Origin of the sequence: Nonlabens sp. Asnod2-A12, from assembly GCF_045063745.1 — a bacterium.
Classification (GTDB): Bacteria; Bacteroidota; Bacteroidia; order Flavobacteriales; family Flavobacteriaceae; genus Nonlabens; species Nonlabens xylanidelens.
In genome coordinates this window covers 154,492-180,458 of record NZ_JBEFOB010000003.1, presented here as the reverse complement: position 1 = coordinate 180,458, position 25,967 = coordinate 154,492, and the positions used below count along the sequence as shown (strand labels likewise).

Annotated in this window: 27 protein-coding genes; 21 read left to right on the top strand and 6 right to left on the bottom strand. The window is 35.0% G+C overall.

Annotation, left to right across the window (positions count from 1 at the left end; all coding sequences use genetic code 11):
- The first annotated feature begins 125 nt into the window (after positions 1-125).
- From udk to ACJJVJ_RS00850, 5 genes are all read left to right on the top strand, one after another.
- Positions 126-734 (top strand): uridine kinase, encoded by a 609-nt coding sequence (gene udk / locus ACJJVJ_RS00870; protein ID WP_104515975.1) that lies wholly within the window; start codon positions 126-128, stop codon positions 732-734.
- 18 nt (positions 735-752) lie between these two features.
- Positions 753-1,088: a septum formation initiator family protein gene (locus ACJJVJ_RS00865; protein WP_104515974.1), complete on the top strand. Its 336-nt coding sequence runs from the start codon at positions 753-755 to the stop codon at positions 1,086-1,088.
- Positions 1,081-2,460: a methylmalonyl-CoA mutase subunit beta gene (locus ACJJVJ_RS00860; RefSeq protein WP_405368280.1), complete on the top strand. Its 1,380-nt coding sequence runs from the start codon at positions 1,081-1,083 to the stop codon at positions 2,458-2,460. The genes ACJJVJ_RS00865 and ACJJVJ_RS00860 overlap by 8 nt, the downstream gene beginning before the upstream one ends.
- A 90-nt stretch (positions 2,461-2,550) precedes the next feature.
- Positions 2,551-4,677: a methylmalonyl-CoA mutase gene (scpA, locus tag ACJJVJ_RS00855; RefSeq protein ID WP_405368278.1), complete on the top strand. Its 2,127-nt coding sequence runs from the start codon at positions 2,551-2,553 to the stop codon at positions 4,675-4,677.
- A 183-nt stretch (positions 4,678-4,860) separates the two neighbouring features.
- Positions 4,861-5,979, top strand: a complete 1,119-nt coding sequence (locus ACJJVJ_RS00850) for an OmpA family protein (protein ID WP_405368276.1) — start codon at positions 4,861-4,863, stop codon at positions 5,977-5,979.
- On the opposite strand, the gene ACJJVJ_RS00845 is transcribed toward ACJJVJ_RS00850, so the two are convergent.
- The 4 genes from ACJJVJ_RS00845 to ACJJVJ_RS00830 form a co-directional block, all read right to left on the bottom strand.
- Positions 5,976-6,767, bottom strand: a complete 792-nt coding sequence (locus tag ACJJVJ_RS00845; protein ID WP_405368274.1) for a hypothetical protein — start codon at positions 6,765-6,767, stop codon at positions 5,976-5,978. The genes ACJJVJ_RS00850 and ACJJVJ_RS00845 overlap by 4 nt on opposite strands.
- Positions 6,751-7,461, bottom strand: a complete 711-nt coding sequence (locus ACJJVJ_RS00840; protein WP_405368272.1) for a hypothetical protein — start codon at positions 7,459-7,461, stop codon at positions 6,751-6,753. The genes ACJJVJ_RS00845 and ACJJVJ_RS00840 overlap by 17 nt, the downstream gene beginning before the upstream one ends.
- 68 nt (positions 7,462-7,529) lie before the next feature.
- Positions 7,530-8,246, bottom strand: a complete 717-nt coding sequence (locus ACJJVJ_RS00835; RefSeq protein WP_405368270.1) for a DUF6503 family protein — start codon at positions 8,244-8,246, stop codon at positions 7,530-7,532.
- 124 nt (positions 8,247-8,370) lie between these two features.
- Positions 8,371-8,721, bottom strand: coding sequence for a 4Fe-4S dicluster domain-containing protein (locus ACJJVJ_RS00830; RefSeq protein ID WP_104515965.1), 351 nt, complete (start codon positions 8,719-8,721; stop codon positions 8,371-8,373).
- A 35-nt stretch (positions 8,722-8,756) separates the two neighbouring features.
- Between ACJJVJ_RS00830 and ACJJVJ_RS00825 the strand changes: the two genes are divergently transcribed.
- From ACJJVJ_RS00825 to ACJJVJ_RS00790, 8 genes are all read left to right on the top strand, one after another.
- Positions 8,757-9,875 carry an acyl-CoA reductase gene (locus ACJJVJ_RS00825; RefSeq protein WP_405368268.1) on the top strand — a complete coding sequence of 373 codons (1,119 nt, stop codon included), beginning with the start codon at positions 8,757-8,759 and terminating at the stop codon, positions 9,873-9,875.
- A gap of 75 nt (positions 9,876-9,950) precedes the next feature.
- Positions 9,951-11,012, top strand: coding sequence for a 3-phosphoserine/phosphohydroxythreonine transaminase (serC, locus tag ACJJVJ_RS00820; RefSeq protein ID WP_405368266.1), 1,062 nt, complete (start codon positions 9,951-9,953; stop codon positions 11,010-11,012).
- Between the two features lie 156 nt (positions 11,013-11,168).
- The gene (locus ACJJVJ_RS00815; protein ID WP_405368265.1) at positions 11,169-12,122 is read left to right on the top strand and encodes a D-2-hydroxyacid dehydrogenase; all 954 of its coding nucleotides are present in this window, start codon (positions 11,169-11,171) and stop codon (positions 12,120-12,122) included.
- 394 nt (positions 12,123-12,516) lie between these two features.
- The gene (locus ACJJVJ_RS00810) at positions 12,517-13,173 is read left to right on the top strand and encodes a DUF937 domain-containing protein (RefSeq protein WP_405368264.1); all 657 of its coding nucleotides are present in this window, start codon (positions 12,517-12,519) and stop codon (positions 13,171-13,173) included.
- Positions 13,174-13,326: 153 nt separating this feature from the next.
- Positions 13,327-13,740, top strand: a complete 414-nt coding sequence (locus ACJJVJ_RS00805; RefSeq protein WP_405368263.1) for a DUF6146 family protein — start codon at positions 13,327-13,329, stop codon at positions 13,738-13,740.
- A 14-nt stretch (positions 13,741-13,754) separates the two neighbouring features.
- The gene (locus ACJJVJ_RS00800) at positions 13,755-14,258 is read left to right on the top strand and encodes a DUF6787 family protein (protein ID WP_405368262.1); all 504 of its coding nucleotides are present in this window, start codon (positions 13,755-13,757) and stop codon (positions 14,256-14,258) included.
- A 121-nt stretch (positions 14,259-14,379) separates the two neighbouring features.
- Positions 14,380-14,877 carry a DUF1456 family protein gene (locus ACJJVJ_RS00795; protein WP_104515956.1) on the top strand — a complete coding sequence of 166 codons (498 nt, stop codon included), beginning with the start codon at positions 14,380-14,382 and terminating at the stop codon, positions 14,875-14,877.
- A gap of 29 nt (positions 14,878-14,906) precedes the next feature.
- Complete coding sequence (locus ACJJVJ_RS00790; RefSeq protein ID WP_405368260.1) at positions 14,907-15,626, top strand: hypothetical protein; 720 nt, start codon at positions 14,907-14,909, stop codon at positions 15,624-15,626.
- A 38-nt stretch (positions 15,627-15,664) separates the two neighbouring features.
- On the opposite strand, the gene ccsA is transcribed toward ACJJVJ_RS00790, so the two are convergent.
- Positions 15,665-18,994, bottom strand: coding sequence for a cytochrome c biogenesis protein CcsA (ccsA, locus tag ACJJVJ_RS00785; protein WP_405368258.1), 3,330 nt, complete (start codon positions 18,992-18,994; stop codon positions 15,665-15,667).
- Between the two features lie 87 nt (positions 18,995-19,081).
- Between ccsA and ACJJVJ_RS00780 the strand changes: the two genes are divergently transcribed.
- The 4 genes from ACJJVJ_RS00780 (at position 19,082) to ACJJVJ_RS00765 (ending at position 21,987) form a co-directional block, all read left to right on the top strand.
- Positions 19,082-19,840, top strand: coding sequence for a Rossmann-like and DUF2520 domain-containing protein (locus ACJJVJ_RS00780; protein ID WP_405368256.1), 759 nt, complete (start codon positions 19,082-19,084; stop codon positions 19,838-19,840).
- The gene (locus ACJJVJ_RS00775; protein ID WP_405368254.1) at positions 19,830-20,363 is read left to right on the top strand and encodes a KdsC family phosphatase; all 534 of its coding nucleotides are present in this window, start codon (positions 19,830-19,832) and stop codon (positions 20,361-20,363) included. The genes ACJJVJ_RS00780 and ACJJVJ_RS00775 overlap by 11 nt, the downstream gene beginning before the upstream one ends.
- A gap of 116 nt (positions 20,364-20,479) precedes the next feature.
- Positions 20,480-21,400 carry a geranylgeranylglycerol-phosphate geranylgeranyltransferase gene (locus ACJJVJ_RS00770; protein ID WP_405368253.1) on the top strand — a complete coding sequence of 307 codons (921 nt, stop codon included), beginning with the start codon at positions 20,480-20,482 and terminating at the stop codon, positions 21,398-21,400.
- A gap of 5 nt (positions 21,401-21,405) precedes the next feature.
- Entirely contained in the window at positions 21,406-21,987 is a 582-nt protein-coding gene (locus tag ACJJVJ_RS00765; protein ID WP_405368251.1) for a Maf family nucleotide pyrophosphatase, read from the top strand.
- Between the two features lie 111 nt (positions 21,988-22,098).
- Here ACJJVJ_RS00765 and ACJJVJ_RS00760 read toward each other — a convergent pair whose 3' ends face one another.
- Positions 22,099-22,518, bottom strand: a complete 420-nt coding sequence (locus ACJJVJ_RS00760; protein ID WP_104515949.1) for a nucleoside-diphosphate kinase — start codon at positions 22,516-22,518, stop codon at positions 22,099-22,101.
- 139 nt (positions 22,519-22,657) lie between these two features.
- Between ACJJVJ_RS00760 and ACJJVJ_RS00755 the strand changes: the two genes are divergently transcribed.
- From ACJJVJ_RS00755 to ACJJVJ_RS00740, 4 genes are all read left to right on the top strand, one after another.
- On the top strand, positions 22,658-23,683 hold the full coding sequence (locus ACJJVJ_RS00755) for a bifunctional oligoribonuclease/PAP phosphatase NrnA (protein WP_405368248.1): 1,026 nt from the start codon (positions 22,658-22,660) through the stop codon (positions 23,681-23,683).
- Positions 23,667-24,218, top strand: coding sequence for a gliding motility-associated peptidyl-prolyl isomerase GldI (gldI, locus tag ACJJVJ_RS00750; RefSeq protein WP_104515947.1), 552 nt, complete (start codon positions 23,667-23,669; stop codon positions 24,216-24,218). The genes ACJJVJ_RS00755 and gldI overlap by 17 nt, the downstream gene beginning before the upstream one ends.
- Before the next feature lie 74 nt (positions 24,219-24,292).
- Positions 24,293-25,429, top strand: a complete 1,137-nt coding sequence (locus ACJJVJ_RS00745) for a peptidylprolyl isomerase (protein ID WP_405368246.1) — start codon at positions 24,293-24,295, stop codon at positions 25,427-25,429.
- Between the two features lie 138 nt (positions 25,430-25,567).
- Entirely contained in the window at positions 25,568-25,966 is a 399-nt protein-coding gene (locus ACJJVJ_RS00740) for a Rid family detoxifying hydrolase (protein WP_104515945.1), read from the top strand.
- The last annotated feature ends 1 nt before the right edge of the window (position 25,967 follow it).

The window sequence follows — 25,967 nt, the reverse complement described above, 5'->3', positions numbered from 1 at the left end:
CTGTGCTATTCAATTACTTTCCATTTAGTATAGATCATAAAGAAGAAACTAAAACAACAGCTGCACAAATCAAAAGCTAGAAACTCAAACCTAAATCCGTACTTTTGCAAAAACAAAAATATCTCATGCTTATATTAGGAATTGCCGGTGGAACAGGTAGCGGTAAAACTACAGTGGTAGAACAAATGGTACATGAATACCCTGATCACGAAGTAACCGTAATATCTCAAGATTCTTATTATAAAGATACTAGCGATCTTACATATGAAGAACGCACACAAATCAACTTTGATCATCCAGAAAGCATAGACTTTGATCTTTTAGAAAAACACCTGCTAGAATTAAAAAAAGGTAATACTATAGACCAACCGGTTTATAGCTTTGTGGAGCACAATCGTACTGGTGAGACCATAAAAACAGCACCTAGTAAAGTAGTTATCGTAGAAGGTATTCTTATACTTACCATGCCGCGCATACGCAAGTTATTTGATATAAAAGTATACATAGACTGTGATAGCGATGAGCGATTGATTAGAAGATTAAAACGTGATATTGCAGACCGTGGTCGTGATCTTAATGAAGTCTTAGAACGTTACCAAACGACGTTAAAACCTATGCACCAACAGTTTATAGAAATCACTAAAGCCTATGCAGACGTGATTATACCTACAAATAGATTTAATACCGTAGGTGTTAAAATCTTGCGTACTATTATCGATCAAAAGCTAGGATAATTTCTTAAATTTCCACTTATGGGATTAAAAAAATTAAAAGCTAATCCGTGGTGGAGGTTTTTTAGTAATAAATACACACTCATCACCATCTTCTTTGCCATCTGGATATGTTTTCTAGATGCAAATGCATGGATGACATCTCATAGAGAGATAGACAAGCAACTTGCCGAAAAACAAGAAAATGCCGATTTCTATAGGAAAGGTATTGCCCGTGATAAGGCAAAAATAGCTTCACTACAAGATAGCTTGGGGCTAGAAAAATATGCTAGAGAACGTTATTTAATGAAGCGCGAAAATGAAGAAGTATTCATCATTCAACACGCAGATTCTGTAAAAACTGAAGAAAATGAGTAAAGAACTTTTTAAAGATTTTGATGCTGTTTCTGAAGCTCTGTGGAAACAGAAAATCCAGATGGACCTTAAAGGTGCAGACTATAATGAAACTCTTATTACCGCTACCAGAGAAGGTATTCATATAAAGCCTTTTTATCATAGCGAGAGTGCGCCAGATATTAATATCACTAATCGTTCTACACAGACTAATGACTGGTATATATCTCAAAAAGTATATGCTGGTAATGCTGCAGCTGCAAATAAAAAAGCACTAGACATTTTAAACCGTGGTGGTGAAGGAATTATATTTATCATTCCTAATCCTAGCATAGATCCTACTCTATTGTTTAAAGATCTACCTAAAGTAGGTGTACAGATTCACACTCAATTTTTTGATCTGGATTATATAAAATCCATTCATCAAATTGCACCGCATGCTTATATTCACATAGATATCATTCATCAATTAGCGAGTGATGGAAACTGGTTTAAGAATAAAAATCATGATTATAAAAACTTAGATTCATTTCTTGATAAGTTTGATGGCTATTTCTCAAATATCACTATTAACACATCTACCTATCAACAAGCTGGTGCTACCATTACTCAAGAATTAGCTTATTTTACAGCTCATCTTAACGAGTATTTAAATCATTTAAATGAAGGTGGTACGTTATCCGCTTTCGCGAAAGCGGGAAAAAGAATCAACATAGACACGGTTATAGGTAGTAATTACTTTTTTGAAATCGCAAAATATCGTGCCTATCGCATTTTAACCAAAACTTTGGGAGATGTTTACTCAATCGATTTAGGTTGTTATATTACGGCAACTCCTAGCCTGCGCAATAAATCCTTAATGGATTATAATGTGAACATGCTGCGCACAACTACCGAGTGTATGAGCGCAATTTTAGGTGGTGCAGACACTTTATGCAACATTCCATATGATACATTTTTTAATAAAGAAAATGAATTTGGAGATCGCATAGCACGCAATCAGTTGAGAATTCTAAAAGATGAGGCTTATCTTAATCAAATAGGAAATGCAGCTGACGGTTCTTACTACATTGATACCATTACCAAGCAACTGGTAGAAAAAGCACTTGACATTTTTAAAGATATCGAGAACGCAGGTGGTTTTACACAGTCCCTTTTTGATGGCACTATACAGCGTAAGATCAAGGAAAGTGCACAACAAGAGCAAGAAGATTTCAACACAGGAAAGCGTGTTCTTATAGGAGCAAATAAGCATCCTAATGCGGCATTACCTTTACAAAAAGAGTACGAAATATTACCTTTTAGAAAGATAGAACCTCGCAAGACTTTAATACAGCCCATTATTACCAAGCGTATTACTGAAGAGCTGGAGAAGAGTGAAATAGCAAAATTGTGATCTATAAAATCACAGAAACTCGTTGTCTAGAGAATAGATGTAATTCTACATTTTAGAAACAATAGGATCTACTTTTAAAAAACTAGTATCATGAAAAGAAAAGACATCTCCAACATAAAACCCAATTACGATTTTCATACAAAGCGATCAGAAACCGCTGTTTATGAAACATCTGAAGGGATTTCTATAAAAAAAGAATACACCAAAGAAGATGTTGCGGGCTTAGAACATCTAGATTTTGTAGCTGGTATAGCGCCTAATCTACGTGGTCCCTACTCTACTATGTACGTGCGTCGTCCATGGACAGTAAGACAGTATGCTGGTTTTTCTAGTGCGACAGAGTCTAATGCTTTTTATAAACGCAATCTAGCCGCAGGACAGAAAGGGCTTTCTGTAGCCTTTGACCTAGCAACGCATAGAGGTTATGACAGTGACCACGATCGTGTGGTAGGTGATGTAGGAAAAGCAGGTGTTGCCATAGATAGTGTTGAGGATATGAAAATCCTTTTTGACTCTATTCCGCTAGATAAAATGTCGGTTTCTATGACCATGAATGGTGCGGTTTTACCTATCATGGCATTCTACATAGTTGCAGCAATGGAACAAGGTGTGGATCAAAAACTGTTGAGTGGTACGATACAAAATGATATTCTTAAAGAATTCATGGTACGTAATACCTATATCTATCCGCCTACGCCTAGTATGCAAATTATCTCAGATATTTTTGAGTACACCAGTCAGCACATGCCTAAGTTCAACTCGATTTCTATATCTGGTTACCACATGTATGAAGCAGGCGCGACTAGTGATATAGAACTAGCCTACACACTGGCCGATGGTCTGGAATATGTACGCAAAGGACTAGCTGCAGGAATGGACATCGATACCTTTGCTCCTCGCCTATCTTTCTTTTGGGCAATAGGAATGAATCATTTCATGGAAATTGCCAAAATGCGTGCAGCACGTATGCTTTGGGCAAAAATGATCAAACAATTTAAGCCTAAAAATGCCAAATCTCTTGCATTAAGAACACACTGTCAGACATCTGGTTGGTCACTTACAGAGCAAGATCCATTTAACAACGTGGCTAGAACTGCTATTGAGGCATCTGCTGCTGCATTCGGTGGTACACAAAGTTTACACACTAATGCGCTGGACGAGGCTATTGCTTTACCTACGGATTTCAGTGCACGTATAGCTAGAAATACTCAGTTATTTTTACAAGAAGAAACAGGAATTACAAAAACCGTAGATCCATGGGCAGGTTCTTATTATGTAGAATCCCTTACAGATCAAATTGCTGATAAGGCTTGGGAACTTATTGAAGAAGTAGAAGAACTAGGTGGAATGACCAAAGCCATAGAGGCAGGAATTCCTAAAATGCGCATAGAAGAAGCCGCTGCAAAGAAACAAGCACGTATAGATTCTGGAATAGATACCATTGTAGGAGTGAATAAATACCCTAGCCCAGACGAGGATAACATAGACACTCTAGAGGTAGATAACGCCGCAGTACGTATTGAGCAAATCGATAGGTTAACCGATATTAAAGCCACGAGAGACACTCAAAAAGTAGAAAAAGCTTTAAAAGCGCTGACAAATTGCGCTAGAACTAAAGAAGGTAATTTACTAGAACTTGCTGTAAATGCGGCAAGAGAACGAGCTACACTAGGCGAAATTTCAGATGCTTTAGAAGAGGTTTACGGTCGTTATAGAGCGACTATAAAAAGTGTACAAGGAGTATATAAGAAAGAGATTATGAATGATTCCGCTTTCGCGAAAGCGCAACAACTAGCAGACCAATTTGCCAAAATCGAAGGACGTAGACCTAGAATAATGATCGCAAAAATGGGACAAGACGGACACGATCGAGGCGCCAAAGTAGTCGCTACTGGTTATGCAGATGTAGGTTTTGACGTAGATATAGGTCCATTGTTTCAAACACCAGCAGAAGCAGCTAAACAAGCCGTAGAAAACGATGTACACGTTTTGGGTGTTTCTTCTCTTGCAGCAGGTCACAAAACACTTGTGCCGCAAGTAATGGAAGAGCTTAATAAATATGGCCGTGAGGACATCATGATAGTAGTAGGTGGCGTTATACCGAGAAAAGATTATCAGTTTCTCTTTGATGCTGGAGTAGCCGCAGTCTTCGGCCCTGGAACTAAAATTAGTGAGGCAGCAATTGATATTTTAGGATTATTGATGCCAGAAGAATAATTCTCATTAAAAACAACATTGAAATTTTTAGACCAATAGATCATCAAATTATTGAAAAGCCAAGTATTAAGCTTGGCTTTTTGCATTCTTATAGCCAGCATTATTAAACTTTGAATATTAAATAGTAGCTTTAAACAATATTTTTTCAAAATCCACTTTATAAAAGTAACCAACCTTTATCTCTTGAAATCTAACCTCGCATCTGTCCTATTTGTTTTTTTGATAACTAACATTTGCTTCTCACAAAACCTTGTTTTAAATGGAAGTTTTGAGGAAACAGTAACCTGTGCAAATGATCTCGAGCAATTCAATAAAAATGTAAAGTTTTGGAACGTTCCCACGAGTGGCTCTAGTGATCTTTTTAATGCCTGTGCCGACTTTGAAGATGTACAAGCATCAAATAATTATCAGGGAAATCAGTTACCATTTGAAGGGGAAAACTACGCAGGTTGCTACTTTTATGGTATTGACGATTATAGAGAATATATTCAAGGACAGTTATCAGAACCGCTGGTTGTAGGATCTACTTATAAGATTTCCTTTCAAGTATCTCTCGCTGACAATTCTGACATGGCGTTAAAAGACGTTCAAATATTATTTTCAGATTCTAAAATTAAATCATGGGGAACGTTCCATATAAGCAGTAAACGAATACGCAATAAAAAAACTAAACTATTCCAAATAGAACTATCTAATGGCGATTATCTTAATGATAAAGAGAGTTGGATAGAACTCTCAAAAGAATTTACTGCAACAGAAGCCGCCAGTCATCTAACTATTGGTAATTTTAGATCAAATAAACAAACTGATATCAAGAAACAACGGTTCATTCCCAAAATCAGAAAAGCATATTATTATATAGATCATGTTCAATTAATAAGAATAGATCCACCGATAGAGATTGAAAAGCCGAAAACTGTAGTTAAAGAAATGCAATTAGAAGAATCTACTTTTAAACTCAATTCCATCTACACCTTAAAATCAGTGCTTTTTGATTTTGATAAAGCAACATTGATTGAGAAAACTACTCAAGAACTAGATGAACTAGTAACTTATTTAAAATCACATCTTGATTTAAAAGTGACTATAAACGGTCATACCGACTATTTAGGAAACGCTGCATACAATCAAAAACTATCTGAAGACAGAGCAAAAAGTGTTGCTAATTACCTTATCAATAAAGGAATATCAAAACACAGAATCAACTACAGAGGCTATGGAGAATCACAACCCATCGATCCTAACGAGCCAGAAGATGCGCAAGCAAAAAATAGACGTGTGGAGTTTGTGTTGAGTAATTAATTACTCCTTCTTCTCTCACGTCGCAATCTTCTAGCTTCTTTTTTCTTTAAAAAATAAAGTTTTCTTTTCTCTGAAATACTTAAATCATCACGATCTCTATTTTGCAAATCAATAAGTTCTTGATTATCGGCATCTTTAAGAGGTACATTTCTATAATCTCTAACGTTAAAACGGATACCTAAAGCTAGATTTATAAATTTACCTTTATCAAAAGTATCTTCTAATGCTGGAGCACTATTTATATTATAAGAAATAGATTCATAACTGGGACTTAAATATATGGATGTAGCACTAGATAGGTTGTATTCTATGCTAGTCGTTATTCTAAATACATTTCCAGTATCTCTAAATTTACCACCACCTTGTTCTGTACTTTGTCTATTCTTATTTTGACTGTATCCATAACCTAGATCTGCAGTGATATTCCAGTCGTCATTTAATTGATAATCATAACCTAGAAACAGATAAGCATTGAACTTAGTTGCTCTATTAAACTCTCCTATCACATCTGTATTTTTTACACTGAAAAAGTCTTGACTCAGTGCACCTCCTACATAAATGTTTTTATAAATGTCAAATTGCATTCTTATTCCGTAGCCAGTACCGTCAGATAATCCGTTACCTATGAAGTTATCGCCGCTAGGCAAAGCACGTTGCAAATAAAAATCTATTGCAAAAACACGATCTGGTAAGCTATGAGACTTTTCTGTTGTATTTTCTTGACTATAAGAATAGTAACTTGATAAAACAGTTGCTATTATAAGTATTTTTCTAGTAATTAATCTCATAACGCTCTGTAGGATTGTTAATGGTAAATTGTTCGTTTACTTCATTTCCGGCAGCATCTCTATAATTCACATCTATAACAGATGGATAAAAGGCTCTAAATTCAAATAAACCATCATCTGTTGTTTGATTTACCAAATCGATGATCTCATCTTCAAACTCACAATTTTCATCTCTTACAAAAGAGTTATTCTCGTACAATTCGTCACAATAAATCGCAAAATAATTAATGGTTACATCATAAACACTTGTAGTACCTGATGTATTTATAAACTCTAATTCCACATTTGCAATATCTGTCATAGTAATTAATGGAATATCTAGAGTAAGATCTTGATTAAAACTATCACTTGCTACAGCTAGTATTTTACTAGAATCATCAACTCCTTTTATATGAACATAATATCTATAGGCAGTATCAAATAACATGGTAAAAGAAACGGCTCCATTCTCATCGGTTGTTCCTTTACCTAATAAAAAATCTCTATCAGGCTCTGAAGTTTTTGTTAGATTCTGTCCGTTAATTAAAAAGAAATCATAAGATCTATAAGTCGTTACCTCTACCGATGCGTTGACAAGTGGCAAACCACTAGAATCAACAATTCTAGTTTTAAAAAATGCACGCTTATCGTCGTCTAATCTGGCCTCGCAAGAAATTAAAATAATGGGTAGTAACAGAAAAAGTAACTTCTTCATCTAGGTTGGTTTATAGATAGATGTAGAATTCTAAAAAAGGTTGCTTATCATTATAAAGAAAAGTTCAATTATTTTGTAATCACGTCTGCGCCTAGAAATTTATCATCTTTGTTATAATACCATTTACGTACTTTAGGCATGTGTATTCCATTGATTAAGTGGCTGTCAGATAATAAAATGTACTCTCCAGAATCAGGTTTTATATTACCTTTTTGATCTGTTCTAAAAAATTGATAGATTTCCATTTTATAAGAAATTGGATCAAAATAAAAGAACCACACATCGCTTCCTACCGCTTCATTATAAGAAGCTTTTACTACTAAGTATTCTTTGCCTTTAAAGGTTTTACGTTCTACTTTAGGATCTATATGAGTTCCTTCATCCTTTAATTTCATCGGTAAACCGTACAAATAGGTATAGTAGTTTTTCATAAAAACAGCTCTTTCATTGTCTTTATCAGAACTCACCGCTTTAGTTTCAGGAGATCTCAAATCCTTTTTATCTACAGAGGTATTTTCTTTATCTACCGCATAAATAGTTATGACACTATCACGAGTTGCGGCTACACTAAATTTTTGAGCAGGTAAGTCTATCAAAATATCACTCACACGAGCTGGTTTATCTGGCGTAGACATCGTAACCTGTAAATTTCCTTTAAAACTATTCCAATTTCCACTAGGGTCATGAACTTTGATTGCTTTATCCAGTAGTTGCTGTCCTGTAATTTCTTGCGCAACTCCATTAAAAAAAGCTCCTATAAATAAAAGTGAGAAAAGATATTTCATGGCTATAAATTTTAAGCTAATATAACTAATAACCAGTTGCTCCATAAAATCATAAATACAAAAAACTCCCAAAAGCGATAGCTCTTGAGAGTTTTGAAAATTGTAATTATCGTTTAAATATAACTTAGTCTTTATGCATAAAAGCCTGCTTTTCTAACAGCACTTCTTTAGTCTCTACGACGTCATCATCTGGCACACAACAATCTACCGGACATACCGCAGCACATTGTGGCTCTTCATGAAAACCTACACACTCGGTACATTTATCTGGGACTATATAATAAAACTCGTCACTTACTGGTTCTTGCGTCTCATTAGAATCCACTTCTTTACCGTTAGGTAAAACAACATTTCCATCTAAATCTGTACCATCTGCATAGCGCCAGTCATCTGCTGCTTCATAAATTGCCGTGTTAGGACACTCAGGTTCACACGCTCCACAATTAATACATTCGTCTGTTATGATGATTGCCATAGCTTTTCTTTACTTTTGTGCAAAAATAGTGCCTTGTGAACACATTGTCAATAAATACCACGTTAAATGATCGTATTTCCGCTTTCGCGAAAGCGGGATCTCAACTATCTTCTTACCTAAAAGGTACCCTAGAGTCTCTCACAGACTCAGGTGCAAGCTGGCAAGATATCATAAAACAAAGACTGGAACTAGCAGAACGTAAGAACTCATGGTTTACAGAAGACACTTTACATTTTTCTGTACAGCAATGGGCAGATGCTTTAACTGTAGAGAACCTAACTAACTGGACACAAGCTTATCAACTAGATAATGTGAGCTCTAAAAATGTAGCACTTATTACCGCTGGTAACTTACCTCTAGTAGGTTTTCATGATGTATTATGTGTCATTATCTCAGGCCATCATGCGATGATTAAAAATTCTAGCAATGATGACGTACTCACTCCTTTATTACTAGAAATAGCAACTTCTTACTGTCCAGAACTGGCTACGTCCTACTCTTATGCAAACGGTAAATTAGAAAATTATGACGCGGTAATCGCTACCGGAAGTAATAATACAGCTCGATACTTTGAACATTATTTTGGTAAAAAGCCTAATATCATACGTAAAAATAGAAATAGTGTTGCCGTTTTAACAGGAAATGAAACACTAGAACAAATGGAAGCGCTTAGTAAAGATGTGTTTCTTTATTTTGGTCTAGGTTGCAGAAGTGTGAGTCATTTAAAAGTGCCCAAAGGATATAATTTTGATCTGTTTTTTAATGGCATGTTCGTTAGAAAAGAACTTATTAAAAATGAAAAATACCTAAATAACTACGACTACAACAAAGCCGTTTATTTAATGAGCGAGTTTGATTTATTAGATAACGAGTTCTTATTAATCAAAGAAGAAAATGACAGCTACTCCTCTCCTATTGCTAGTTTAGGCTATAGTTATTACGATAATTTAGAAGACCTGGCGACAGAGTTTCAAGAAAATGCAGATAAGTTACAATGCGTTGTAGCATCTGGACCAGCAGCCAGTACTGTAAGTAATTTATTAGGAAAAATGACTGCACCACAGACAGTAGAATTCGGTACTACACAAACACCTGGATTACAGGACTATGCAGACGGTGTGGATACTATTCAATTTTTGTTGACATTATCTTAAAAACCTTATCGATTATATAACATAATTTGGCGTTCTATTTTGCATTTTTGTAATTCATTCAAAAGATGACACACAATGCTTAAGCACAATTTTAGCGCAGGACCATGCATACTGCCACAAGAAGTTTTTAAAAAAGCAGCGGCAGCTGTTCTTAATTTCAACGATTTAAGTATCCTAGAAATTTCCCACCGTAGTAAAGATTTTGTTTCGGTCATGGAAAAAGCTCAATCCCTAGCGCTAGAACACTTAGGTTTAACTGGCAAAGGTTATAAAGCATTATTCTTAGGTGGTGGAGCAAGTATGCAGTTTTTAATGGTTGCTTATAACCTTTTAGAGAAAAAAGCAGCTTACTTAAACACTGGTACTTGGGCAGATAAGGCTATTAAAGAAGCAAAAATGTTTGGTGAGGTTATAGAAGTAGCTTCTTCAAAAGCAGATAATTACAACCATATTCCTAAAGGTTATGTAATTCCTGAAGATGTAGATTATTTCCATTTTCAGACTAATAATACCATTTTTGGTACTCAAATGCAGTACACTCCAGATGTGTCTGTTCCATTAATTTGTGATATGAGTAGTGATATATTTTCAAGACAACGTGATTTTGAAAAATACGATTTGATTTATGCAGGTGCTCAAAAAAATATGGGTCCAGCAGGAACTACTTTAATCGTTGTAAAAGAAGATATTTTAGGTAAAGTCTCTAGACAAATACCTTCTATGTTAGATTATAGAACTCATATCTCTAAAGATTCTATGTTCAATACTCCACCAGTATTTCCTATTTATGTAAGTATGCTTACACTAGAATGGTTAAAAGAAAATGGCGGTATAGATGCTATAGAAAAATTAAATAACCAGAAAGCCGCATTAATCTATAATGAAATAGATCGCAATGAGTTGTTCAATGGTTTTGTAAAAGAGAAAGAAGACAGATCTGCTATGAATGCTACATTTGTTTTAAATGATAGCGCACACACTGCAGCATTTGATTCTATGTGGAAAGAAGCAGGAATCAATGGTTTAAACGGTCATAGATCTGTAGGTGGTTATCGTGCAAGCATGTATAACGCATTAACTCTAGAGAGCGTACAAACTCTTGTAGATGTAATGCAGCAGTTAGAAAAAAATGCTTAAGAATTAATAATCATAGATTTTTAATAACGAAATCTTTTCTCCAACCCTAAAGGGTGAGATTTCATTAGAACTTAAATTTGACTCAAAGTTTAATATAATAAGTCAACTGTTTCTGCACCCTTTTAAGGTTAGGAAACGGAAACAAAAGAAACTAAAATGAAAATACTAGCAAACGACGGTGTCTCACAAAGCGGAATTGATAAATTAACCGCAGCTGGTCACGAGGTAATTACTACTAATGTCGCACAGGGACAATTAGAAGAATATATAAATAAAAATGAAGTAGCAGTACTTTTAGTAAGATCTGCAACTACGGCTCGTAAAGAGTTAATTGACAACTGCCCAAGTCTTAAGATTATAGGACGCGGTGGTGTTGGTATGGATAATATAGATGTGGCTTATGCACGTGAAAAAGGACTTAAAGTAATTAACACTCCTGCGGCAAGTAGCGCCAGTGTGGCCGAGTTAGTTTTTGGTCACCTTTACGGTGGTGTAAGGTTCTTATATGACGCAAACAGAAACATGCCCCTAGAAGGAGATAGTAACTTCAAAGGTTTAAAGAAAGCATATGCAAAAGGTTCTGAATTACGTGGTAAAACTTTAGGAATTATAGGTATAGGTCGCATAGGGCAAGAAGTTGCAAAAATCGCAGCAGGTGTAGGTATGAAAGTAGTTGCTCATGATAGTTTTGCCGATAAGGCTCCTACTGTATCTTGGGATCTTTTTGATGGACAGACAGTACAGGTAGAAATTCCTCTTGTAAAAAAACAAGAATTGCTTAAAACTGCAGACTTCGTTACTATTCACGTTCCTGCTCAAAAGAATTATGTGATAGGTGAAGAAGAATTAAGCCTTATGAAAAAAGGAGCTGCTATAGTAAATGCTGCTCGTGGTGGTGTTCTAGACGAAGTTGCTCTAGTTAATGCTTTGGAAACAGAACATATTTCTTTTGCCGCACTAGATGTTTTTGAAAAAGAACCACAGCCAGAAATAGTCTTGTTAATGAATGATAAACTTTCATTAAGTCCACATATAGGCGCTGCAACTAATGAAGCACAGGACCGTATAGGAACTGAGCTGGCTGATCAGATTATTGAGATACTGGGATAACAAATCTTAGATAAATCATACTTTTTAAAACCGCAATTTAACCGATTGCGGTTTTTTTTGATTAAAAAATTAAATCTTCAAACAGTCAGTGGGATATATTAAATCTGACCAATATGTGACTTTAATACCTTAATACTGCTCAGATAAGCGTACTTAAAACTAATTAAGATGGATAAGAAACTTAGAAAAACTCTATGTTTATGCATGATTTTGATCGTGCCGTACTCAGAAATCGCAAAATGACAGAATCCATAAAAATGCATTATACCGATTAATTAAGGTTATTGGTCGGTAATAATTGCGCTTTCGCGAAAGCGAAACTAAAATCTAGCCTTTTTTAATACTACCAATAAAATTATGTAAATTGTGCTATAATTAAAATAAACAACTACTTATGTCATCAATACTAGACTTACTACAATCTGATACTGGAAAAACTTTAATACAAGGACTTTCTCAAAAAACAGGACAATCAGCAGACCAAACTTCTGGTCTATTATCTCAAGCAATGCCTCTTATTTTAGGAGCTATGCAACGTAATGCAGCTACTCCTGAAGGTGCAGAATCTCTTAACAATGCATTAAACGACCCACGTCATAGCGGTGGTGGTGTAATGGATATGTTGGGTGGTATTTTTGGTGATGGTGCAGGTAGCCCAGAGCAATTAGAGTCTGATGGTGCTGGAATATTAAATCATGTTTTAGGTTCAAAACAAACTCAGGTAGAAAGTGCATTATCACAAACTAGTGGTATGGACATGGGATCTGTAAGTCAAATTATTAAAATGGCTGCTCCTGTAGTTATGGGTGTACTAGCAAAACAAAATCAATCTCAAGCAACTGCTTCTGGATCTAATGGTATAGGTGACCTTATAGGTTCTGTTCTAGGTGGTCAGTCTGGTGCTGCAGCAGGAGAACAAAGCTTTATTGAAAAAATTCTAGATGCAGACGGTGATGGTAGCATTATAGACGACGTTGCTGGAATGGTTCTAGGTGGTGATAAAAAACAAAGTGGCGGTATAGGTGGTATTTTAGGAGGTTTATTCAAATAAGAATCCCAACTCTTTATTATTATAAAAGCGATCACTCCCTTAGTGATCGCTTTTTTTGTACCTTTAATGTAGTAATTACTTGTTTACTCAACGAGTTGCATCGTTAACTCATTCTTACTTCATTTAAGGAAACAAGCACTCTATTTTTATCCTATGAAAACATTTATATACAGCATTTTTGTGATAGTAGCTATCGTAGGATGCAGCACCATGGATACAGGAAAAAATAAAAAACTGACTTCTAATAGTTCTGTAAAAAACGACACAATACGTATCGTAAACGATAGTCTAGAATACGAGATTATAATTTTTGAACCTGGATTTAATTCTTGGTTAGGTACACAACCACCTAGAGGTTATTATTCTCAATCTGCTATGGAAATAAGTAATGCTTTAAAAGTTACTACTTATAATATTAGATCTAGAAACCCTATAAAATATGGCAGTCATCTTTACCCATTTGCCATAGATTACAATCGTAGAACAGATTATGGCTATGAGGTGAATTATTTACTGTACAACTACTTCCTTTTCTTTGAACAAAAATATAATCAGAAGTTGAAGTAACTTATTTTTGCAATATGCAAAAACTAAAAAAGAATTGGGAGATTACCCAAAACTGGCAATTCATTTACATCCTTTTAGGAATAATAGGTTTACTAGCAAGTGGTTATTTTATAGCCGTGCGCATTTTACCTACCACATTTGAAGACATTACCTACGAGTATGCTTTTACCATAATCGTGACTTTAATTTTAACCTATATATTTTACAAAATAACCATGTGGTTGTTTTCAAAATTAAAAACCAGATGGGAAGTTACTTATAGATGGGAATTAATTGCCATGTTTATAGTATTTGCCATTACTGGTTCCTTATCTGCACGTTTATCAGGCCCATTTATGGAATACATAGGCTTGAGCAGAGAATCTATGTCTGGATGGCTATTCTGGCCGTTGCGTATACTTATACTCTTCCCTATTTATCAAATTTTATTAGTAGCAATGGGCTGGTTATTTGGTCAATTTGACTTTTTCTGGAAATTTGAAAAGAAGATGCTCTCTAGATTTGGTATTAAATTATAAAAGTAAAAGCATTATTAATTGATTTCTGCTTACGCAAAAGTGGAACAAACCCAATAAAATATTCTTAAAGGCAATCATAATCGTACCTTTGTAGCCTTAAACTAGTCTATAAATAAAAGAAATGGATAACAACGATATATTAAGAAGATTGAGATTTACTCTAAACTTGAGTGATGATGCGATGATAGATATATATGCCAAAGGTGGTGAACCTGTTTCTAGAGCAGAAATAAGCAACTGGCTCAAAAAAGAAGAAGATGAAGACTTTGATGTAGTCGTAGATGAAAATCTAGCTGTTTTTCTTAATGGACTTATAGTTAACCATAGAGGTAAAAAAGATGGTCAAATTCCTGTCGCAGAGACAGAACTAGATAATACCATTATCCTACGTAAACTTAAAATTGCCTTTAATTTTACATCTAAAGAATTACTCTATATCTGGAAAAAGGCAGATGTTGTGATAAGTGAAACAGAATTGAGTGCCTTCTTCAGAAAAAGAACACATCCTAAATTCAAATATTTAAATGATCAGTATTTACGTAAATTCTTAAAAGGTTTCCAGATACAACGTAAAACACAACGTGAGAAAGAAGCTTACAGGAATTCATTTAAAGACTAAAGTTATCTAACTATCAGCATAATAATTAAATGAATCAAGAGCAACTTCTTAAACTATATGCCGATTTTTCTGATCGAGAATTGATTCATATTCTTACTATAGATAAAGAAAAATATACTCCTGTCGCCTGGAATGCCGCACAAATTACCTTAGAAAAACGATCCATAGATGTAAATCAATGGAAAGAAATAAGAGAGTATGACAATGCGCCTAAACACAAATCTGTTGATGAGAAAAGCTCTCTCCTAGACGAACTCTATGCAGACGAGCAAGCTAGACTGAGAGAAGAATCTACTTTTGAACAACAGAAAAAGCACAGCTTAGAAACCTCAAGAAAACAACTTCATTTAAATGATGAAGATTTACTTAATCAATTCACCTCTATAATTGATGTCTTTTTAAAGAATAAAGATGAGCATCATAATACAGATAAGTTTTCTAAAGAAGAGTTTCTAGCACTATATGCAGGTGTTTATGATCGTGATCTTCAAATTCCTCTTTCTTACAAAGCTAAAGTTATAGAAGTATTAGACTCGATCCTTAAAAAGATGAAATCTAGGAGAAATATAATGATCTTATTAGGTTTTCTATTAGCTGTAATAGGTATATCTACTACTCTAGCTACTAATATTTCATTAATATTTTATGGTGCAATTATAGTAGGTTGCGGTATGATAATTAAAGCAATAGCAAACTATAGCATGAGCAAAGATTCTATCAAAAAATTAAAGCTCTATACAGATAAATAAATCTATATAGAGCTTTAATGAAAACGGCAGTTGTACTACTATTTCTTTTTACCGTAAATTTTATTCTCTCTGTATCTAGCAATAGCCGCTAGAACTAAAATCACTGATAACGATATCATTGCAAATTTGTAAGAGATAATTTGATCTCCACTGGCATAACTGTGTAATCCTGATAAATAGAAGTTTACACCAAAATAAGTCATCAATACACTAGCAAATGCTATTACTGACCATAAACTAAAAGTCCATCTACTCTTTAAACCTGGAACAAGTCTTAAGTGCAATACAAATGCATAGATAAATATAGTTATCAATGCCCATGTTTCCTTAGGGTCCCAACCCCAGTAACGTCCCCAAGATTCGTTTGCCCACATACCTCCTAAGAAGTTACCTATAGTAAGCATGATAAGACCTACAGTAAGAGCTATTTCATTGATATAAGTAAGCTCTTTGATATTAAGATCCATAATCTTCTTATTCTTTTTTGTGGAGAATATCATAAGAATCATAGTCACTAGACCTAAAATCATTCCTAACGCAAACGGACCGTAACTACCTACGATTATAGAAACATGTATCATTAACCAGTAAGAATCTAGAACAGGTTGTAAGTTACCTATCGATGGGTCTAACCAGTTCAACTGTGCTACCCATAGAATAATGGCCACTACAAATGCCGTACTAGCTATAGTCATATGACTCTTTCTACCGAACATGAGTCCAAAGGACATCGTTGCCCATGCTACATAAATTAACGACTCATAAGCATCTGACCATGGTGCATGACCACTTAAGTACCATCTCATGATTAACGCAGCTGTATGTACTAAGAATAATCCAAAAATGACCCATTTATGAAATTGAATAGTCCATCCTATCTCTTTCATCGGTTTAATGATCTCTACTATTAAAAGAATCAACATCATCACACCGAACCATGCATACCATTTATACAAGCTCTTAAAGACATTGAACTTATTATAAAGGATCTCTGCTTCGATCTTGTCCTCGCTTGGAATTATATCAACACCATAAACTTTTTGAAACTCCATCAAACTATTGAGAGCTGCATTTGCGTTTACATAATTGCCATCTGCTTTTCCTCGTATTAATAATGTACTATACGCCCCAAGGAAATCTCTTACAAAACGTTTTTGCTCATCATTAAAACCTGCTTCTTCTGCATCTACAGAAGCATACCACTTGTTATTCTCTGCTTGATACTTAGGAAATATTTTAAAAATAGAACCTGTTAAGACTTGGTCTAATAACCCAACAGCATAATTAATATCTATAAAACCTTGATGTATGCTCGACTTCACATCTGCTGCATTTGCTTCGTCTAAATATGGGCTTATTTTATAACTACCTATCGTATTATCTTCTCTTCTTATAAAGTCCATACCACGAGCATAACTGGTACTTTTATCCACACCTATAATGGTCTTTAAAGAATCATTCTTATAATTCAATTTAATCAACGGTACGTCAAACCATAGATCTCTAAATTGAATCATACTTATCATCGTTTGCTCTGGTGTTAACCTCACAACGCTATCCCCTACTTTAGCTTCATAAAAATCTCTCTTGGAAATCTTACGTAATATCTCACTAGATAAGGTAGACATAGGCTTCATACGTCCATTATCCTGTACTACTATTCTACCGAAACGTTCTGCTTGTACAAGTGGTACCATATTAGCCACTATAATACTATCTGCTAGTTTTAATGGTATAGGTGGCAATTTAGTATCTGCGACATCTATCTCAGGTTCTGTGGTATCAACAACAGCGTCATCCTGATTTGTACTTACACCTTCTCTACTCTCTATAGCTGTAGAATGCTCTCCTGCAGCATGATTATGCCCAGTATGATCTTCTTCTTGTACTTGCGCACCAGCTATACTTATAGAAAACAACATAGCAATCATTACTAGCTGTTTTGCCTTGCGTTTTTTAACACGGTTAATTAATCTTCTCAACTCACCAAATCTAGTATTAGGATCAAATAGCAATGCCATAAGACCTAAATAAAGAAGAAAGTAACCTATGTAGGTAATCGTTTTACCCCAGAAATCGTGATTAACAGATAAGTGTGTACCTAATTCATCTGGATCAAAACTTGCTTGAAAAAAACGATAACCTTCTTTGTCTAATACGTGATTCATATAAATGCGTTCTGGTGTTTTACCCATAGAATCTATAACAGTAACTTCACTTGCAAAAGCAGAGTACGACTTTTCTGTTCCTGGTTGTTTACTAGCTATAAAATCATTTAATTGTATACTAAAAGGTAATTCTCTCGCAATAGAGCCATACTTTAAATATAACTTAAGGCCATTAATATCGATGTCTTTAAAATTTGATATAATCCCTTTACCGCCTAATAATTCTATTTTTTGAGATTCTTCACCACTAGTTACCGTAGCGAGAATACCGTGTGCCTTTGCCTTAGTAGGTTCAGGGCTTTTAATTATTCCTACCTCACCTTGGGTAACAGGCTCAGGAATCACAAATTGCATTCCAGCAAGAGAATACAATGATCTTAATTTTAATTCTTGTATAGAATCTCCAAAAACTTCTCCTTCTAGCTGGTCTGCCATGCGCAAGTAATTTCCAGCATATGGAGTCTGTATCGTATAACCGTTCCAGTTTTCTGTGATATTAATAAGACCTTTTTGAGCAGCCACCTCAGGATCTATATTCACACCGAAAAGTACGTTGTGAATACTCGCCTCTTCTCCATCTTTAATTAAATGATCATGTCTCGTTCCCTCACCAGCTTCTACGATCTTTAAATAACGATCGCTATTTTCATCTCCAGGTTTTAAGCCCTCTACAGCATCGTAAATCATGCTGTCTATAGTTACTTTTATATTCTTATCATAGAAATCAAAATCTCTAGAAGTCTTATAATCATATTGCGAGACTAATAATCCTTCTTTTACACTACGTTGCATAGGATTACCGTTTTCATCCTCACCTTGAATAATAGCACTGAAATAAGTCTCGTCACTCAAAAAAGTATTTGCAGTTTGTCCTTCACGTATCAACATCATTCCCTCAAAAGAAATATAACGTGTTATTCCTGCTCCTATAATGATAAGAACCCATGACAAGTGTAAAGTAAGCGTCGCCCACTTTTTCCACTGTAATAAATCATAACGTTTTATGTTCCCTATAAAATTGATCATTAACCAAAACATGATTAATGAAAACCACCACTCATTATATACCCAAAGCTTAGAAGTAGGTGTATCATAGGAGTTTTCTATAAATGTTCCCGCCGCCATACTTGCTGCAAATGCTAGCAGCAAAAATGTCATTGTACGAGTACCAAAAAGCAAGGCAATTAATCTATCTTTCATAGGACTTTTTTACAGGCTGCAAAGATACTTCACAAAAGCCGCAACACCATGTATTGTGAGTCGCTTTGAAGTACGTATTTTTACATTATGATTAAGATTATTATTATAGGAACCGGTAATGTAGGAATGCACTTATGTCATGCCTTTGAAAAAGCTACTTTATCAAATAAAATTTCTCTTGTAGGATATTATAATAGAGCTCAAAAAAAGCTATCAGATATAAAAGCCCCTTTACTTTCTCAAATAGCAAATTTGCCCGCTTGCGATCTTATTATACTTGCAGTACCAGATGATGCCGTAAATAAAACAGCAAACCTATTACCTACCTCACAAGCCATTATAGCACATACCAGCGGTAGTGTATCTATTACAGCCTTAGAAAAACATGAGCGTCACGGCGTTTTTTATATGCCACAAAGCTTTAGTAAGACCAGAAAACCTAACTTTGGGGACATCACTTTATGTTTAGAATCTAACAGTGAGGCTGTAAATGATGTGTTAGAGCAGGTGGCTGTTACGCTTTCGCGAAAGCGAGAACAAATCAATTCTAATCAACGTAAAAAGCTCCATCTTGCAGCTGTTTATATGAATAACTTTGTAAATCACTGTTATACTAAAGCTGACCAAATAATGCAAGACGCAGCCATGGACACACAGTTGCTAAATGCATTAATGCAAGAAACACTTGCTAAAGCTATCGATTTATCTCCTCAAAAGGCACAGACTGGTCCAGCGATGAGAAATGATATAAAAACTATAGAAAAGCATTTAGAAATGCTTGATAATGAAGATCGCGATATGTACCGATCTATTACTAACTCCATACAAAAAACACATGGCAACTAGCTATAAAGAATTACTACACGATATCACAACTTTTATTCTAGACGTAGACGGCGTTCTTACCGATGGTCGCATGCTTATTTCTGAATCTGGAGAACTTTTACGTACCATGAATGCAAGAGATGGTTATGCTATGAAAACAGCTCTTAATAATGGATTTAACGTATGTATTATTACAGGCGGTAGAAATGAAGGTGTAAAATCTAGACTAGTAGGTCTAGGCATTACAGACGTTTTTCTTAATGCTAGCAATAAAATGGTGCAAATGCACGAATATGTTGCAAAACATAATTTAAAGCCTGAAAACATAGTTTACATGGGTGACGACATGCCCGATGTTCCAGCACTAGAATTTGCTGGTGTGGGCTGTTGTCCACAAGACGCAATTCCTGAAGTAAAAGCGGTAAGTCAATATATATCTCATAAAAACGGTGGCGATAGTTGTGTACGTGATATTATAGAACAAGTCATGAAAGTACAAGGTAAATGGAACGTACAAGATGGTAAAAGCGTTAAGTCTACTTAATAAACTTAGAATTTAAAAGATCAAACACAAATACATAAGTTGACATCGTGATTCCGCTATAGAGCGGAATCACTTAGTTTTACCTCAATAGCTTTAAAATTTTCCTTCTATTTAAAATGACTGTTTTCCTTAAAATTATACGCTGGCCCAACGTATTAATGACTATTATAACGCAACTAGTCATTATTTACGGCATGCTTATACCATCTAATGTGGTACCTGCTTTAAACTGGTGGCAATTGCTTCTATTAATAGCAGCGACTGCCCTACTCACCGCAAGTGGCAATGTCATTAATGATATTCATGACGTAGAAATAGACAGAGTCAATAAACCAGAAAAACTACTAGTAACAAAAAGCATCTCAGAAAAGAGTGCTTATAATTTATACTTTGCTCTTACCATTACTGCTGTTATTTGTGGATTTGTTCTATCAAACAGTTTAGGGAAACCTGTGCTTTCTAGTGTATTTATTGCAGTGGCTTTTGTACTTTACCTTTATGCGAGCTCGCTTAAATCTATTCTACTAGTAGGTAATATTATCATCTCTATATTAGTTGCATTGGTCCTATTAATCACTGGAGTATTTGAAATGTTTCCTGTCATCACTCCAGAGACACAAGTTGCTTTTAGATTTATCATGGCACGCTTATTAGAATTTGCCTTAATGGCATTTTTAATCAATCTAGTTAGAGAATGGGTTAAGGATTGTGAAGATGTAAACGGAGACAAATCTGGCGGTAGAAACACTCTAGCCATTGCTCTAGGTAGAACTCGTGCAGCAAGGTTTACCTCTATTTTCATAATAGCTATTCTAGTTCTATTAGGCTGGTACGTTTATGAATATATTTACTTAAATGAAATTGCTACCTATTATTTCATATTCTTAATCATGGGACCGTTAATGTATGTCATGATCAAATTATGGACAGCTGCGTCTCAAAGAGAATTTCATATACTGTCTACTATACTCAAGGTAGTTTTACTATTAGGAATACTATCTATAGGAATTTTTAGAATCAATTATTACTTCAATTAACAGCTATGCTAGCAAATAAATTTAAAGATACAGAGATCATTCTCGCGTCTCAATCACCACGTAGACAAGAGCTTTTAAAAGGTTTAGATCTAGATTTTAAAATAGAAACCAGACCTGTAGACGAGGTTTACAGTGACCGTTTAAAAGGTCAGGAAATCACAGACTATCTTTCTATTCTAAAAGCTAGTGCTTTTAAGAATGATTTAAAGGAAAACGAACTATTAATAACCAGCGACACCATAGTATGGTTTAATGACGCTCCATTAGAAAAGCCTAAAAGTGCTACACATGCTAGAGAGATGTTAAACTCTATGAGTGGGGATTTTCATGAAGTTTACACATCTGTTTGCTTTACCACATCGCAACGTCAGCATGTTATTAATGATGTTACTAAGGTACATTTTGCACCTCTTAGTGAAGAAGAAATAGATTACTACGTTACTAATTACAAACCCTTTGATAAAGCTGGCGCCTATGGTGTACAAGACTGGTTAGGGTATGCAGCCGTTACACGTTTAGAAGGTTGCTATTATAACGTCATGGGACTGCCCTTACCTAAAGTGTATAAATTTTTAAAAGAATTTTAATTGTTTCGCTTTCGCGAAAGCGGAATAAACAACCCATAAAAAAAGCCACTTCTTATGAAGTGGCTTTTCTATATAATTTAAAGTAGTAAACTACTATAAAAAGTCTGTTTCTTAGAACATTTCACGACCAGAGAAGTGGAATGCACTCTCTATAGCAGCGTTCTCATCACTATCACTACCGTGAACAGCGTTTTCACCCATACTCTTTGCAAACATCTTTCTGATAGTACCTTCGGCAGCATCAGCAGGATTTGTAGCACCTATCAAAGTACGGAAATCTGCAACAGCGTTTTCTTTTTCAAGAACTGCAGCTACTATAGGACCACGGCTCATGAATTCTACTAATTCACCATAAAATGGACGCTCACTGTGTACTTCATAAAATGCCTGTGCATCTGCAACAGTCATTTGAGTTTTTTTCAAAGCAACGATTCTAAAACCGCTTGCTGTAATCTTATCAAGTATAGCACCTGTGTGACCGTCTTCAACGCCATCAGGCTTAATCATTGTAAATGTTCTATTAGTAGCCATTTTTATATTTTTTAAAATGCGCTGCAAAAGTAATACTTTGACATAAAATTATACCTCCTAAATAAAAAATAAAACTGTCCTCTAGCTTAATGACCATTATACTTGTTAAAGCCTGAGAAAACTTTACTTTTGTTACCCTATGAATAAAGATCAAATTGAAGGCCTGAAAAAAGAGCTTTCCTCTCCTAGAAATATTGTTATTGTACCACATAAAAATCCAGATGGTGACGCTGTAGGTTCTGTAACTGCGCTTTACGGTTATTTAATCCAGCTAGGTCACAAGGTAACTATGATAAGTCCTAACGATTTTCCTACCTTCTTAAAATGGATGGATTACAGTGATTTATTTGTCAATTACGAGCAAGAAAGTAAAAAAGCAGATGCTCTTATCAATGAAGCCGATCTTATTTTTAACCTAGATCACAACGCTTTTCACCGCGCAGGAAATATGGAAACTATTCTTAGCGAGGTAAAATCTACCTTTGTAATGATAGACCATCACCAGCAACCAGATGATTTTGCTACCTATATGTATAGTGACACCGCAATGAGTTCTACCTGCGAGATGATTTATCACTTTCTAGAAATGCTAGGCGACACTGAAAAAATAACTCCTGCCATGGCTACTGCTATGTACACAGGTATATTAACAGATACTGGTAGTTTTAAATACCGTTCTACCACTTCTACTACCCTACGTGTTGCTGCAAATCTGGTAGATAAAGGTGCTAATAGTGAAGGTATAAATCGCAAGATTTATGATGTAAACACACCTTCTAGAATGAAGTTACTAGGTGTTGCACTTAATAACATGGTTATTTTAGAAAAATACCGCACTGCTTTTATCACTCTTACTCAAAAAGAACTGGATGACAATAACTTTAAAAAAGGTGATACAGAAGGTTTTGTAAACTATGCATTAAGTCTAGACGGTATTGTATTTGCACAAATATTAATCGAGAAAAAAAGCGAGTCTATCATTAAAACATCATTAAGATCTAAGGGTGACTTTGATGTGAATCAACTAGCACGAGATAACTGGGAAGGTGGCGGCCACAAAAATGCAGCCGGTGGTAAATCTGATCTTTCTATGGACGATACAGTGAAAAAATTAATTAGTATCTTGCCCTATTATGAAAAAGAGCTCCATGAAGTGGTTATATAAAACGGTTTTAGTAGTTGTTATTCTAGTTTCTTTTTACGGTTGTAGTAAAAAAGTAGAACCTAGAAAACCTATTACTAACACGACTAGTTCTACCATACAAGAATCTATTGAAATTAATAAAAAACTATACGCTGCCGAAGAGGAAGCGATAGAAACCATTATTAAGGATCTAGATCAACAGTTTGAGCGCGGTTCAACTGGGTTTTATTACATGTTTACTAAAAAAGATTCTGTAAGCGGTATCCAGCCTAAATTTGGCGATCGAGTTACTTTTGAATATGATGTTACCTCTTTAAATGGAGAGGTTATTTATAATAAAGAAGACCTATCTCCTATCACAAAGAGCCTAGAGCAAGAATATGGTGTTTTTAGAGGTATGAGAGAAGCGTTAAAGTTAATGCAAACCAATGAGGAGATGATCGTATTTTTCCCATCTTATGCAGCTTATGGCTATTATGGAGACCAAAATCTAATAGGACCTAACACACCTTTTAAAAGTCGTGTAAGATTATTAGGTATAAATGTAGAAAACTAAAAGTGGGATAAGTGTTCCGCTTTCGCGAAAGCAAAATCCAAAATAATTTTAAACAAAAAAAATAAATTAGTAAAATGAAAAAAATCCACGGACTACTTGCAATACTTGCCCTAGTATTTATGGCATCTTCTTGTGAAGACAAATATCCAGACGTTAAGGATGGTGTATATGCCGAAATTCAAACGAATAAAGGAACCATGTTTGCAGAATTGTATTACAAGGATGCTCCTGTGTCTAGTGCTAACTTTGTCGCTCTCGCTGAAGGTAAACACCCATTAGTGAACGATTCTCTTAAAGGTAAACCTTTTTATGATGGTCTTATTTTTCATAGAGTTATTAAAGACTTTATGATACAAGGTGGAGATATTACTGGTACTGGAAGTGGTGATGTAGGTTACAAATTTGATCAAGAAGTAAGCGATTCTTTAAAGCACGATTCTAAAGGTATCCTTTCTATGGCAAATGCTGGACCAGATACTAACGGTAGCCAGTTCTTTATCATGCACAAAGAAAACCCTGGACTGGATATGCGTTATAACGTATTCGGTAAAGTGGTAAAAGGTCTTGAAGTTGTTGATTCTATTGCTACTACTCCAGTAAACGGACAGAAGCCTGTAGAAGATATGATCATGCAAAAAATATCTATAATCCGTAAAGGTAAAGAAGCTAGAAAATGGGATGCTGTTAAAACATTTGAAGACGCATTAAGTGCTGCAAAAGCAAAAAGAGAAGAAGCAGAAAAGATTGCTGCCGAAAGAAAAGCTGCTGCACCTGCAAATAAAGCGGCTAAAGCAACTGACCTTGCTGCTCTAAAACTTAAAGCTACTAAATTACCTAATAGCGATGTAATGGTTTATGTAAAGAAAGCAGGAAGCGGTGAAAAACCAGCTGATGGCGTTTCTGTAATGATGGATTATAGTGGTTTCTTTATGGACGGTACTTTATTTGACTCTTCTGTATTAGAGATAGCTCAAAAATATGATAACGTAAACGAGAGAAAAGCGCAAATGAATGCTTATGCCCCTATGCCAGTTCAATACAGTTCTTCTGTAGGTATGGTTCAAGGATTTAAAGACGCTATGTTATCTATGAATTACGGTGACGAGATAGTAGCATTTATACCATCTGACCTTGCTTATGGTGAGCGTGGCGCTGGTGGTGTTATACCTCCTAACACTGATCTTGTTTTTGAAATGAAGATCACAAAATAAATCATATAGAACTTAAAGTTCCATATTTAATAGAAAGCGCGTTGTTTTACACAACGCGCTTTTTCATTTAACATAATCTTAAATAAAAACTTATTATACAGTTTCAAGAAGCTCTTTAATAAGTCTTAAATTAGTATCATGAAAAAAATTATCTACACAGACCTTGCTCCTAAGCCTATAGGTCCCTACAATCAGGCTGTATATTATAGCAATGATTTTGAAAAGACATTATACACTAGCGGTCAGATTGCGATAGATCCTGCCACTGGAGAACTTAAAATAGACGATCTTAAAGAAGAGACTCATCTAGTAATGAAACACCTAGAGAGCCTTCTTAAACAGGTAGACATGACTTTTGAAAACGTACTTAAAACAAGTATTTTTTTAAGTGACATGGGCAACTTTGCTACGGTTAATGAAGTTTATGGAAGTTACTTTAAAGAAGAAACAGCTCCTGCTAGAGAAACTGTAGAGGTAGCAAACCTGCCTAAATATGTGAATGTAGAAATTTCACTCATCGCAAAACACGATTTTTAAT